Source organism: Bacteroidia bacterium (assembly GCA_041391665.1).
Taxonomy (GTDB): Bacteria; Bacteroidota; Bacteroidia; order J057; family J057; genus JAGQVA01.
This window is the reverse complement of record JAWKNO010000001.1, coordinates 1,647,361-1,660,925: the sequence shown is the minus strand read 5'-3', so window position 1 is coordinate 1,660,925 and position 13,565 is coordinate 1,647,361. Positions and strand designations below refer to the sequence as shown.

The following is a 13,565-nucleotide window of genomic DNA, read 5'->3' as shown; positions in this document are numbered from 1 at the left end:
AAATTCAATAGTTAGAAGGAAACGTCAAAGCGGCCGTGGGTGATGGATAGGGTGTCGGTACAGTCTTCACTGATTGCCTTAAAATGAAAGGTACCAGACATAACTCGATTAATTGTGTCCATCTTTGAAAGAGATAATTCGCCAGGGTCTTCTAAGAAGGACCAATAAGTACATCCAGTTAGAAAATCCACTACAGCGGATAGATTACCTCGATCAGTAATTTTATATGTGCCTTCTTGATAAACTTGAACACTTATAGAGCCAATAGAGAAACTACTCCCAGATGGATTTCCATTTCCGTCAAACTGAACATTTCGAGTGTAGATATTAAACCTCCCATCACTCTTGCGATAATCTCCCTGAAAAATCCGGTTAGGCATCCAGGGTTCGCCATCAAGGAGGAAGCCGAGGGTATTTTCGCCGGTTTGTGTGGCGGGGGGCAGCAGATCCAGCGGATCAGGGGGCTGTGGGGCCTCGCGCTCACAGGCGGCAAGAAGGAGCAGGAAAAGAAAAGCCAGGGTTTTCATAGGCGATGAGCTTGGTATGACAGACACAATATACACAGGGGGGGGGGTAAATTGTCAAGGGGATTTAAAAAAATAAATAAATTTAACAGAATATCTTCTTTGAATGGTTGTTTAAGAAAATCGCGCACCCGATTACCTAACCACACTCCCGCGCCGTGCCGTCGGTAAAACTCAACCGCAGGCGCAGGATTTTTTCCCCGCCCGTAGAGTATTGGACATTTAAGGCATCATTCAGACTGACCGAATGGAAACCCTGTCCATCCCCGGCGTCGAGCCGGATTTGAGAGAGGGTTTTGTCGCTATTGTCGTAGTAGAGGTTATCCCGTATCGTAAAACTGGGCGTTAGGGTGTAAACGACTTCGCGCACGGGTGCGGCGATAAACAAAGTCCCGGCCAGAAAGGGGCTGCGGGGGCGGTTGGGTACGTCAAAAAGTTGAATCCCTTGTACGGTCAGAAGATTGTCCTCCAAAGCGAGGCTATCGAGGAAGTGATAGTTGTAGTGCAAAACCGCCAGCGGAATCGGGTCTTGGGAGGAGAGATTTTCCACAAGGGGCACATACCCGTTTTCCGGTGTCGGTAGTTGGGCAGCGGGAGTGAGGGCAGCCAAATGTAAGGTCGCATAGAGCGATTGCCACTGCCAAAAAACGGCGGTATCGGCACCGGCTCCCCCGTGAAACCGGTCTATCGGCACGATCACCGGCGCACGGGAGATCAGGTGTTGAGAAGTCACGGCAGTCAGGCTGACATGTTCAAACACAGAGTCCATCATCTGATCCAAAGGCACAAAGGCACTGTCGGTAATCGTAACACTTTGGCTGTAAAGCCCGGAAAAGGCACAACAAACCAGTACCGCCCAAAAGCGGAGAAAAATAGTTTTCATAGGAGTAGAATAAAGGTAGATTTAGAAGAAAAAGGGAAGGTTAAAACCGTACGTCGAAACGACCGTCGGTAATGCGCACCGTATCCGTCGAATCTATTTCACTAATCGCTTCAAATTCAAAGGTGCCGGAGACAAATCCGATGTCGAGGGTATCCAACTTCGTAATGACAAGTGTACCGTAGTTATCGGCGTTAGGGAAGTAGCGGATGTCCTCTTTTTCATACTTCACATAAAATAAGGGAGTCTTACTTTTGGCAAGGAGATAGGTACCTTCACTATAGACAGTATCTTGTAAATAAAATTCGATTTCAGAGTTAATATCCCGATTTACAGCTCCTAGTATAAGAGAACCGCTCCCATACGAGGCCGCCAGAGCAAGCGGGAAAACCTGTCCCCCATTATTCGGTCGCCAGACGACCCCATCCACGAGTGCGCCAAACGTACCGGCACCCTCTTGGGTTTCGGGGGGGAGAGAGGGCGTTACCGGCAAGACATCACAACCGATCAGGAACAAAAGGGGAAGAAAAAAGTACATTACTTTCATGGCAGGTATTGGTTAAAGGGTCATACAAAGGACAATATACACAGGGGGGGGGGGTAATTTGTCAAGGGAATTTAAAAAAATAAAGAGATTTAACAGAAAATTTTCTTTGAATGATTGTTTAAGAAAATCGCGCACCCCATTACCTAACCACACTCCCGCACCGTGCCGTCGGTAAAACTCAACCGCAGACGCAGGATTTTTTCCCCACCGGTAGGGTATTGGGCATTCAGGCTTTCATTCAGACTGATCGTTCGAAAGCCGAGGCCGTCCCCGGCGTCGAGTCGGATTTGGGAGAGGGTTTTGTCGCTGTTGTCATAGTAGAGGTTATCTCTTACCGGGTAGGGAAGACTCGCAGTAAAATGAGCGGAATCGTCAGGTACGGGCACAGGTGCTTGCGCCAATATACCCTGCATTCCCAGTAGATATGGGAGTGCAAACAGAACAAATCGCATAGACATGATAAGCAGTATTTAAAAGTGTTCGGACGTAGTAAATAACAAATCAGAAAACGTACACATCAATTTTATTGAAATAGCCTTTAGTTACGAATACCGTATCGCTGTTTGCTTCATTTATTGCAGTAAAACTAAAAGTACCCGAGACCCTATAAGGAAGTTTCTCTACTTGGTTGGTCATCGAATCAATCTGCTCAATGGTGATTTCTCCCGTATGGGTAGCATCAGTATAATATTTATTATGCCCCCAATACAAAGCATAATTACTGCTGGTATCACCTAAAAAGTAAGTTCCTTCTCCCTGTAAATTGATAATCTTAAAATAAATTTCAGTATTGCTGCAAAGTCCGGCCCCTACCATATCAAAATATTCTGCAACAAATAATTGAGCAAATGTTTTAGGTGCCGTTACAGGCCCGCAAGTACGCCATTCCTGGCCATTTACAAGTGCATACATCTGGCCGGCTCGGACAATTACAGACTCCGCAGGCTTAACCGGATCAGGGGTAGGGGTATGACAGCCACATAATAAAATAAGAATTATCAGTAAATAACAAACTTTCATGGCAGGTATCGGTATAAAGGGTTATACGAAGGACAATATACACAGGGGGGTAATTTGTCAAGGGGATTTAACGAAATAATGTGAGATATTAGGGTGAAAATGAAAAATCTCCGCTGTTTAAATGATGTCTAATGCCCAATCTCCCAATCCCGCCAACCGTAAACATGGCCCTGGCTGCGCAATTGTTGCAAATCTCCACCATAGACAATCCGGCCCTGATCCTCTGCGTTTTCGGCGATCTTATTGAAATACTGTATATTTTTGAAAAATTCCTGATGAATGGTTCTTCCCGACTTGATTTCCACGGGAAACAGTTTGCCGCCCGATTCTATTAACAAGTCCACTTCATTCCCGTTATTGTCCCGCCAGAAATAACAAGGAGGGCGTTGTCCCCGGTTGTAGAATTGTTTGTAGGTCTCTGCAATCACAAAATTTTCAAAAAAAGCACCTTTACGATAACTGGCCTGCAATTCTTCAACAGAACGTATCCCCAAAAGCGAACAGGCAAGCCCGGTGTCGTAAAAATACAACTTAGGAGTTTTGACCAGGCGTTTATTGTAATTGCGGTAATAAGGTTGAAGTAGAAAAATGATAAAACTGCTTTCCAGCAGATGAAGCCAGCGTTTGGCTGTACTTGCATCTGTACCGACTTCGTTTGCCAGGGAAGAATAATTGATAAGTTGCCCGCTCAAGGCTGCGCACAAACGTATAAAAAGCTGAAACTTGCCTAAATCCATTATATTGATCATTTGGCGGGCATCGCGTTCTACATAGTTTTCGATATAGGAAGGATAAAAATCTGTTGCTTCAAGTTCCTGATCGTATATGCGTGGATAATACCCCTTTACAATCAACTGCTCATAATCTTCCGGCAACCAGCCTGCAGTATGTAACTCACTGTGGGAGAAGGGCAACAGGTAAAAATTTATTGCTCGTCCGGCAAGGCTCTGACTGACACGTTCCGTTAGCTGAAAATGTTGAGATCCTGTAAGTACATACCTACCGTTTTGGCGAGTTTCATCCACCCTTACCTGTATATATGAAAATAGGTCCGGCGCATACTGTGCTTCGTCAATCACAGCCCCTTCTGCATAACTGCGGATAAACCCTGCCGGATCATTTAATGCGAAGGCTCGCTGCTCAAGGTTTTCAAGATTTACGTAAGGTAGTTCGGAAAATAACTCACGGGCCAGTACGGTCTTTCCTGACTGCCTGGGGCCGGTAATGCTGATGACCGGCATTTTAGCCGCCATCTGGCGTATTTTATCTGACAGCATACGGTGAATCATACTGCTAAAATAACAAAATGGGAAATCTTATACAAATCTGGGATACTATCCCGGATTTGTATAAAAGATTAGCATTTTTTCCAAAATCCGCCTGCGGACATTCTCTAATCCCTCACTTTTCAGGTTAATACACTTGATTTGCTTATTTGGGGAGAGGGATCTTCTAAAAAAATTTCAATGTTTTTTTCCTTAACCTTGTACCAAACGCCCTGGTTTATGATTATGGAATCAGGAAAAAGTAATGATGTCTTTTGGCAGGTTTTGGGGTAGCCCCAAAAGGCGCGAAGGTCACGCAGCCTTGATTCCGGAGGAATCGAATGTTAATGAAATAAATCAAATATGAAAATAATATCTGGGATCATCATTGCAGGCGTTTGCTTTTTATCTTGTTGCAAAAGCACCCCTACCCCACCCCCTTCTTCTGATCTTATGGGAGCTGAGTTGCGCAACGCACTTACAGAATATGCAGCGGTTTTAAACCAGAATGGTCAGGCAAATTACTTCCTGAATTATCTGGTCAGCGATAAGCTATGCCTGGAAGATATTAGAAATGATATTGAATATGAACGAGAAACATCCGAAGGCAAAAAACAGTTTTTAGCCTTACTGAATGAACCGGATTATGGGCGAGAAACCGAAGGAGATGCAATTGTGAGGTTTCTTTATAGTTCTGATATTATCGGAACATATGCTGCCGTAACTTTAGTGAGAAAAGGTGACAGCAGCTATGTGAGAGTAAAAAAAATTAATATAATTGCAACAAAGCTTATCGCTCAAACCATACCTGAGTATCAAATTCTATGCGACAGTTCCTCCTATCCATTTACAGGTGATTGGAGTGAAATATCTCAAAAATTAGATCGTTTTTCTTTTTGGGATATCCGGGGGAATATAAGTGAGCGTTCGGGATTTGATGGCTCCACATGGACAATTGAAGCTGCTGTTTTTGACAGTGAAATATACCTGTATCAGAAAGTATCGAAGTGGTCACCCGAACAAAATTCCTTTCGCGAGGCTTGTTTGTATTTGTGTGACCTTGTTGATTCTGGTTTTGGTTTAAAAACAGTTATTCGTTAGCTCCCGGCAGGCCTTTCAAACTTCGCACCTGTGTAATTACTCATAGAATCATACTCGAATCTTTAAAAATCCCCGCAGATTGAAAATCGGATTTTCAATCTGCGGGAAATATTTTTTGGTTATACTTCAATTTTCCAGTCGCGCCAGCTGTACACATGGCCCTGACGACGCAGTTATTTTATACAAGTCTGCTTTTAAAACCGGCCGCTTACTGCCTCACTTTTCCCGTCAAAACGCTGGCTTTGCTGTTGAATGGGTTGCCCGAAGACCGTCGAAAAGTGATTACCTGGCCGACATGCCAAAGCGCGTCGGATATCGGGCCGTTGAGCATATTCCAGAAGGGAAATTCGGTTTTTGAATCACCATTCATAAAAACGATATTGTAGTCTTCCAGTTTGGCACCTGAGGTTTTGAGGCGGTCGCTGGCTTCTTTCAGGTTCTCCAGCGTAGTTTTTCTTTTTACTTCAAATGACAACGTGGAAGTTTCTTCTCCGCTTCGCACGTTGGGCTGTTGTTTGATTCCATTCAGAATGACAGCGGATAATCCCATGATATGGTCAATCGTCTCTTCGCTCGTTCTGGCTTCTGGTGAAGGTCTGAAAGCCAGGTCTTCAGCACGCAACCCTTCGGTCGCCCAGTAATAGCGAAAGCCCAGCCCGTCAATCATGCGGGCGACCACATTTTCGGCGGAAAAACTATCGGGATAAGCGGGAATTTCGTAATAAGGCAGAGCGTCAGCATTTGCGGCAGGCGCTGTTTGCGCGGAGAGCCGCAGGAACACAAAAACAAAAACCAGCAGGAGGAGGAGGTTACGTTTGGGCATTAGCATATAGAATTAATTCCCTCCAAAATACCACTTTCCACGAAATTATCTGCGGCAAAATAGCTCTATCGGTGATGCCTTAAGTACATTTTATCCCTATTGGGACTATATCAACGACTCATTCATACCAAAAGCGGTGAGACGATATAGTATGGGGGCGTTTAGACAGGTGTCATCCGCAATTATTTCACAGGATAACCAATTAAATAGATGATCTTTCCCCCTCTTCCGTTATCCATTTTACCGGATCTCCAGTAATAGTTTTTTGCGTCAATGGATGCGGTCAATTCATCGAGATCCTGTGGAGCGTAAAGCTTGAATAAAGCAATGAACCCGTCTAAAAAAGTAACGAAAGGTAACACAGGTATCAAATAGGTAAAAACCAGTCTTTCCACACGGAAAGGTTTGACAAACGGTGCTGTCAGAATCACGGTCAATGGAACGATAACGGCCATCCCGAATACTTGCCAAAGGCTATCGTTATTACCCTCCACCACCACGATCGGCTGCCTGTTTTTTGAAACCTTCGTCAGTATAGCCTTTGCTTCATCCGCAGTGAACTGATGAAAAGAATTGACGCTCAGATACAGACCCTCTTCCTTCGCTGTAAAATTCTGCGCATCCACTATCCCTCTACCAATCTTTTCGTCGATTAAAGGATTGACAGTTTCAAATCCGGCCCCGCACTTCTTATTGATCACCACTATTCGGTTTGCATGTGCTAAACCTTCTTCAATTACTGGTAAAAAGGGTTTTGCCGCATTGACTTTCATAACAAACCATGTCATAAACTCATAGATACAACGAGTTAAAAAGGACGGAAACCATGAGGTATTTGTAATCTGCAGAATTTGTTTTCTTTTCATAACAAGGAATTGATTAATTTTAGACCAAATGTACTAAAAAATTTAGACCAATTGGACTAAATGAATAAAACAAAAGAAAAAATAATAAACACTGCACAGGAACTGTACAATTCACAGGGAGTGAATAATGTTTCTATCCGTCAATTGGCGAAGGAATCAGGTATCAGTCACAGCAATCTGATCTACCATTTTCCAGATCATGAAAGCATCATTCTGTACCTACATGATCAGATGTTGCAGAGAGCCATCAAGCTCAATAAAGAAATCGATCATCCTACCGTTAACTTGCAAGATTTCTTCAATGGAACTAAAGTGGGTTTCTCGGTTGTGTATGAATTTAGATTTTTGTTCAATGATCTGAAGTATATCTGTTCCTCATTTCCGAGAGTGAAAGAAGTGTTGGTTTCGGTTGAACAAGTAAGATCCAGGATGTATCAAACCGTGATCGAACAGATGATCAATAATGGCCTGATGCGGGCAGAGGAATTTGAAAATGAGTTCAAAAACCTGATCACATTGATCAAAATATTGAGTGACCACTGGTTGACTTCATCATCCATTTACGATATCCTTAGCAAGGAAGAAAAGATCGAAAAATATGCTTTCCTTTTAATTTCCTTCTTCTATCCGTATCTAACTGAAAAAGGTAAGGGGGAATTTTTACAAATAACCGCACCTAAGCCACATTAAAACCATGGCTTAGCTGCCAAACCGTTGTAGCGCTTGAATATAGGGAAATCAATAAAAATTTGTTTATCTTGCTTAACAGGACTACGATCTGTTTAGCATGAAACTCTCCAAACGAAAGGTTACTCCCCTGGCGCCGCAACTCACGCCCGACGGTTCTCTCAAAACGCTGGTCGAAAACCGCACCATCTATAATCTCGAAAGCTGCGAACTCAATCTGTTTGAAACCTATAAACAGTCTGAACTTGTACCCCTGAAGTTTGACGATCTGGTTGTCACCAGTATGCTCCGCGGAAAAAAAGTCATGCACCTGTTTGACGACCCGGAATTTGACTACCTGCCGGGTGAGTCTGTCATCGTTCCTGCACGTGCACTGATGGAAATAGATTTCCCCGAAGCCACGCTCTCCAATCCTACCCAATGTCTGGCACTGGCCATTGACCACCACAAAATCAATCAGGTGCTGGCATATCTCAACGAAAAATACCCTAAAGAGGGAAATGATAATTACTGGCAACTGGACGACCGCAATTATTTTTTCTACAACAACGAAGAACTGGCCATTACCATCAACAAGCTGGTTCAGATTTGCCAGAGTTCTTCCGTTACCAAAGATATATTTGCCGACCTGACCCTGCAGGAACTGCTGGTCAGAATCATTCAGTCGCAGTCGCTCAAAGCCGTGGATACCGAAGACCTTACCGGCAAAAGCCAGCAACTGATCCAGGTGATTGACTATATCAAACAACACCTGACCGAAAAGATTGAGGTAAAACACCTGGCCAATGCCGCTTATATGAGTACCGCTTCCCTTTACAGGCTGATCAAAAGAGAACTGGGCATCAGCCCGATGGAACTGGTGCTTTCAGAAAAAATCAAACTGGCCAAACACCTCCTGAAAGACCGGAATCTGTTTGTCAAAAATGTATCCTTCGAAGCGGGATTTGAGGACTGCAATTATTTTATCCGCGTATTTAAACACTTCGAAGGCATCACCCCCAAACAATATCAGCAGCTCAACAACAAAAATAATCCACTCCTCCTATAATCAATCCTCAACAAAACGCAATGGCGCAAGATTGGCCATTTCTTCATCTGTAAACAATCGCGACTGGGTAATAAACCGCAACCCCATCGGTATTTCCAGTGAAAAGCTCGACCCCCGGCCTGGGGTAATGTGGATATTCAACTGCGTATATTGCCAGTATTCAAACTGATCTTTACTCATCCAGAATTCGCAGCCCTCAATACTGCCCAGACAAACATCACTGCTTCCCACACGAAAATCACCTACCTCAAAACACATGGGCTGAGACCCATCACAACATCCTCCACTCTGGTGAAACATCAGTTCGCCAAACCGGGCTTTCAGTTGGCTGACGACGGCTTTTGCTTCCTCGCTAATGGTTATTCGTGGTGTCATTGTTTTAGATTTTGTATAAAAAAAGTTCCTGCAGTCCTCTCCCTCAGGAGTGATGCAGGAACCCTGATGGAAATTAAAAAAAATTAGAAAAAGCCCAACTTGTTCTTGTTATAAGAGATCAACATATTTTTTGTCTGACGGTAATGGCCCAGCATCATTTTGTGATTTTCCCGCCCGAAGCCTGACTTTTTGTAGCCGCCAAAAGGTGCATGCGCCGGGTACGCATGATAGCAGTTGACCCACACACGCCCTGCCTGAATCGCGCGGGGCACCTGGTAGAGTTCGTGTGCATCGCGGGTCCATACGCCTGCGCCCAGGCCATAGAGGGTATCGTTGGCGATTTCAATGGCTTCTTCGGTGGTTTTGAAGGTCGTAACACATACTACCGGTCCGAAGATTTCTTCCTGGAAAATGCGCATTTTGTTGTGCCCTTTGAAAAGCGTAGGCTGAATGTAATATCCGCCGCTGAGTTCGCCGTCAAGTTTTTTCACATCGCCACCGCAAAGGAGTTCGGCACCTTCTTCCCTTCCCAGCTTCAGATAGGACTGGATTTTTTCATACTGGTCATTGGAAGCCTGCGCGCCCATCATGGTTGTGTTGTCAAGTGGGCTGCCCATTTTGATGGCATTGGTACGGGCAATTACCCTTTCCATAAACCGGTCGTAAATGCTTTCGTGAACCAGAATCCGCGACGGGCAGGTACATACTTCGCCCTGGTTTACCGCAAACAGAACCGCGCCTTCAATGGCTTTGTCCAGATATTCGTCGTCGGCATCCATCACTGAGGGGAAAAATATATTGGGGGATTTTCCGCCCAGTTCCATAGTAACAGGGATGAGGTTATCAGAAGCGTATTGCATGATGAGGCGTCCGGTAGTGGTTTCTCCGGTGAATGCTACTTTAGCAACGCGAGGAGACTGAGCCAGCGGTTTGCCCGCTTCAGGGCCAAAACCCGAAACAACATTTAACACACCTGCGGGAACCACATCTTTGATCAGTTCCATCAGACACATGATCGAAGTCGGTGTCTGCTCGGCGGGTTTTACAACCGTACAACAACCAGCAGCAAGGGCAGGGGCAATTTTCCAGGTAGCCATGAGGAGAGGGAAATTCCAGGGGATAATCTGGGCTACCACTCCCAATGGCTCAGGCAGGCAAATACTGACGGTGTGCTCGTCATGTTCAGAAATTCCGCCTTCTTCAGCGCGGATCACGCCAGCAAAATAACGGAAGTGGTCAATACAAAGCGGAAGGTCAACATTGATGGTTTCCCGGATGGGCTTTCCATTGTCAATGGTTTCGATAATCGCCAGTTCAGTCAGATTTGCCTCCATGACATCGGCGATTTTGTTGAGGATATTGGCGCGGGAGGCAGCAGAGGATTTGCTCCATGCAGGAAAAGCTTTATGCGCAGCGTCGAGCGCAGCTTCAATGTCTTCTTTGCCAGAGCGGGCAGCCTGAGTGAACACTTTCCCGTCGATGGGGCTGATGTTGTCAAAGTATTCGCCCTTTACCGGGGGAACAAACTGCCCACCTATGAAGTTTTCATAACGAGCCTTGAAAGTTGGTCTTTGATAAGTCATAATGCTGAGTATTAGTAGTAATATTTCAAATTTACACTATACACTATGCAGGTAGATAGAACGATTCATTCAGATGATAGCATTATCCTATCAAAGTTGAGCGATCTCAGACATTATCGTATATGACGTACCCAAAATGTAGTGTTTGGGCGAGGTGGTGTATAGGAGGTGTGAGAGAAAATTAGGTATCGGCCATATTTGATGGCAATTTTATAAATGAGCAAATCGCATTCGGACTTCCCGCGCACGGCTGCTCTTACCCACGAATTAACCCATCTATTATGTCAAAATTTTGTACATTTTTTATGCTCCTTTTAGGAGCAAACTTCTCTTTTGCCCAGGGACTTTCCCTTCCTGTCGACTTTGAATCCACAACCCAGGTTTATAGCTTCACCGACTTCAGCGGAGGTGTAGCCACAGTCATCGCCAATCCGCAATCCAATGGCATCAACACCAGCGCAAACGTAGGTCAGATGGTCAAAGGTGTCGGAGATCCCTGGGGGGGCACCTTTTTGACAATGGAAAATCCCATCGATTTTTCGGTCAACCGGACATTTAAAATAAAAGTGTTTTCCCCACGCGCTGGCGCCCGCGTAGTGCTAAAGGCAGAAAACCTGACAGATGGTGCCATCTTTTTTGAAGTAGAAGACACCGTTACAGTTGCCAATACATGGGAAGAACTGACCTTTGATTATAACTATATAGATACCTTGCTATCTTATTCTAAGCTTGTTTTTATTTTTGACAATGGAACCGTAGGCGATGGCTCTGCAAATTTTACGTTTTTGTTTGACGATGTACAGCTCATTTTCGATGGCCCATATCTGTCCCGGATTGATCTGCCTATTACTTTCAACGATACGACCGTAGATTATAGGATGAGTGATTTTGGCGGAAACTCTTCTACTTTGTCTGCTGATCCGACGGGAGGAAGCAATATAGTTGCAAAAACCGTCAAGACTTTGGGAGCTGCAACCTGGGCAGGAACGACAATGGGCGTACCAAGATTCGCAACGTCCATTCCCGTATCACCAACTGAAACCAAAATGAACGTTCGTGTCTATTCCCCAAAAGTCGGAATCCCTGTCCGCCTGAAAATAGAAGACGCCAAAGATCCTACACGTAGCGTCGAAACACAAACCAATACCACCCTCGCCAATGCATGGGAAACTATGGAATTTGACTTTAGCAACGAAGCCACAGGAACTGCGGCCATCAACTTTAGTTATAACTTCAACATGGCTTCCATTTTCTTTTACTTTGGTTCAGACGGTGTAGCGATTGGCGCTGATTCGGTTTATTATTGGGATGATGTAAAATTTGGCGCAGCAGCTTCCGTAGGAATTGAAAAAGAATTAAAAGCCAACCTCACCTATTACCCAAACCCTGTCCATGATCAGTTTTTTATTCAGGCTGAAGCCCGCATTGATGGACTGGAGCTATACAATCAAATGGGACAAATGGTGCTGAAAACCCGCAGCGAAAACAATGAGATAACGCTTGATATGGCGACTTTTTCCCCCGGCGTTTACATTGCAAAAGTACGTGTAGGCGAAACAGTGGGAGCCATTCGGGTTTTAAAATACTAAATCTGCATAGCATAGAATCAGGCTATGGACTTGGGAAATCCCCTGGTATATACCGGAAAACCAGTATATACCAGGGGATTTCCCTGTATTTTTCCCTCCCTGTGAAATGGGCAATTTTGTATTGTCAGCAGGTAGAAAGAAGCTAATGATTCAATAGCGAATCCTTTTAAAACAAAAATTTGATTTTTCCAATAAAAAATTATTCCTAAAACATTGATTTTTCATGATTTTATCTTACATTTAAGAAACAAGTGTTTTTCCCTTCTCATGCTATTTGGTCATAAGTAGCGCAACCTCCTGCAAATCTTGGCTTTTTAATGCGTTCAATTACTGATCGCAACTTTTCTGTATCCCCAATATTTCATGACTATAATTTTCCAAATTATGAGAAAAGCAATTATTTCCCTCCTTTTGGCAATTTTCATTTGCCAGTTTGTTACCGGTTCTGCCCAAAACACCAGCCCCACGGTTTTCCATGTTGTGAACTACATGAAAGCTACACCTGGAATGGAAGAAGACTATATCAAAGTCGAAAAACTCTGGAAAAGAATCCACGAGGCCAAAAAGAAAGCCGGTATGATTGACTCCTGGGAATTTTTCAGAGTGGTTTCTCCAGCAGGTGCAAACTCTGAATTTAATTTTATCACTCGCAACACCTATGTCGGTGAAGAAAAGCTGGCCGATTTTTATGAAAAGTCATTTTACCCGGACAATGTAGAGTCACTTTTTAATGCCGAGGAAATGGCATTAATCAACCGCACAGGAGAGCTGAGAACCATCGTCAAGGAAGAGGTCTGGGCAGTAACTGATGCGATTTTCGCCAAAGAGATGTCTGACGCCACTGTGACCGTGCTCAACTATTTTGATTTTCCCGAAGGAAAAACCAGTGCAGATCATGTCAAAGTGGAAACGGATATATGGAAGCCCGTACACCAGGCCCGTATCAACGACGGAAAACTCAAAGGATGGGTGCTGATGCAGCAATGGTTTCCCTTTGGGGCTGATATGCCTTATCAGGATGCAACCGTTGACCTTTACAAGGATATGAGGCAGTATTTTAAACCTTTCTTTCAGGAATACATGGCGAAAGTGCATCCGGGTAAAAACGTCAACGATTTGATGAAGGCTACCACTGCCGCCGCAACCCTCAAAAAAGGGATCGTGATGATGCGGTTGGAGATTATGAATTAAGAAATATAGTTTTCATATAAAGCCAAAACAAAGCGCACATTTCGCTGAGATTGATTCAGCGCTAAT

General features: G+C 44.3%; 15 protein-coding genes. 5 read left to right on the top strand and 10 right to left on the bottom strand.

The window, feature by feature from the left end:
* Positions 1-11: 11 nt before the first annotated feature.
* The 6 genes from R3D00_07050 to R3D00_07025 form a co-directional block, all read right to left on the bottom strand.
* A complete protein-coding gene (locus tag R3D00_07050) occupies positions 12-527 on the bottom strand; it encodes a hypothetical protein (GenBank protein ID MEZ4772921.1) in 516 nt (171 codons plus the stop codon).
* A 136-nt stretch (positions 528-663) separates the two neighbouring features.
* Positions 664-1,407, bottom strand: a complete 744-nt coding sequence (locus R3D00_07045; GenBank protein MEZ4772920.1) for a hypothetical protein — start codon at positions 1,405-1,407, stop codon at positions 664-666.
* Between the two features lie 40 nt (positions 1,408-1,447).
* A complete protein-coding gene (locus R3D00_07040) occupies positions 1,448-1,951 on the bottom strand; it encodes a DUF6252 family protein (GenBank protein MEZ4772919.1) in 504 nt (167 codons plus the stop codon).
* A 143-nt stretch (positions 1,952-2,094) separates the two neighbouring features.
* The gene (locus tag R3D00_07035) at positions 2,095-2,409 is read right to left on the bottom strand and encodes a hypothetical protein (GenBank protein MEZ4772918.1); all 315 of its coding nucleotides are present in this window, start codon (positions 2,407-2,409) and stop codon (positions 2,095-2,097) included.
* Between the two features lie 43 nt (positions 2,410-2,452).
* On the bottom strand, positions 2,453-2,971 hold the full coding sequence (locus tag R3D00_07030; protein ID MEZ4772917.1) for a DUF6252 family protein: 519 nt from the start codon (positions 2,969-2,971) through the stop codon (positions 2,453-2,455).
* Positions 2,972-3,099: 128 nt separating this feature from the next.
* Complete coding sequence (locus R3D00_07025) at positions 3,100-4,260, bottom strand: ATP-binding protein (GenBank protein MEZ4772916.1); 1,161 nt, start codon at positions 4,258-4,260, stop codon at positions 3,100-3,102.
* Positions 4,261-4,599: 339 nt separating this feature from the next.
* Here R3D00_07025 and R3D00_07020 point away from each other — a divergent pair, with 339 nt between their 5' ends.
* Positions 4,600-5,337 (top strand): hypothetical protein, encoded by a 738-nt coding sequence (locus R3D00_07020; GenBank protein MEZ4772915.1) that lies wholly within the window; start codon positions 4,600-4,602, stop codon positions 5,335-5,337.
* A gap of 208 nt (positions 5,338-5,545) precedes the next feature.
* Here the strand turns inward: R3D00_07020 and R3D00_07015 are convergent, their stop codons facing one another.
* On the bottom strand, positions 5,546-6,160 hold the full coding sequence (locus R3D00_07015) for a hypothetical protein (GenBank protein MEZ4772914.1): 615 nt from the start codon (positions 6,158-6,160) through the stop codon (positions 5,546-5,548).
* Positions 6,161-6,342: 182 nt separating this feature from the next.
* On the bottom strand, positions 6,343-7,026 hold the full coding sequence (locus R3D00_07010; GenBank protein MEZ4772913.1) for a hypothetical protein: 684 nt from the start codon (positions 7,024-7,026) through the stop codon (positions 6,343-6,345).
* Positions 7,027-7,086: 60 nt separating this feature from the next.
* On the opposite strand from R3D00_07010, the gene R3D00_07005 reads away from it, so the two are divergent.
* Positions 7,087-7,716 carry a TetR/AcrR family transcriptional regulator gene (locus tag R3D00_07005; protein ID MEZ4772912.1) on the top strand — a complete coding sequence of 210 codons (630 nt, stop codon included), beginning with the start codon at positions 7,087-7,089 and terminating at the stop codon, positions 7,714-7,716.
* A gap of 97 nt (positions 7,717-7,813) precedes the next feature.
* Positions 7,814-8,761 carry an AraC family transcriptional regulator gene (locus R3D00_07000; GenBank protein ID MEZ4772911.1) on the top strand — a complete coding sequence of 316 codons (948 nt, stop codon included), beginning with the start codon at positions 7,814-7,816 and terminating at the stop codon, positions 8,759-8,761.
* Here R3D00_07000 and R3D00_06995 read toward each other — a convergent pair whose 3' ends face one another.
* A complete protein-coding gene (locus R3D00_06995; GenBank protein ID MEZ4772910.1) occupies positions 8,762-9,136 on the bottom strand; it encodes a DUF779 domain-containing protein in 375 nt (124 codons plus the stop codon).
* Between the two features lie 83 nt (positions 9,137-9,219).
* Positions 9,220-10,719, bottom strand: coding sequence for an aldehyde dehydrogenase family protein (locus R3D00_06990; GenBank protein MEZ4772909.1), 1,500 nt, complete (start codon positions 10,717-10,719; stop codon positions 9,220-9,222).
* A 281-nt stretch (positions 10,720-11,000) separates the two neighbouring features.
* On the opposite strand from R3D00_06990, the gene R3D00_06985 reads away from it, so the two are divergent.
* Together R3D00_06985 and R3D00_06980 are read left to right on the top strand one after the other, a co-directional pair.
* Entirely contained in the window at positions 11,001-12,308 is a 1,308-nt protein-coding gene (locus R3D00_06985; GenBank protein ID MEZ4772908.1) for a T9SS type A sorting domain-containing protein, read from the top strand.
* 384 nt (positions 12,309-12,692) lie between these two features.
* On the top strand, positions 12,693-13,499 hold the full coding sequence (locus R3D00_06980; protein MEZ4772907.1) for a hypothetical protein: 807 nt from the start codon (positions 12,693-12,695) through the stop codon (positions 13,497-13,499).
* Positions 13,500-13,565: the final 66 nt, after the last annotated feature.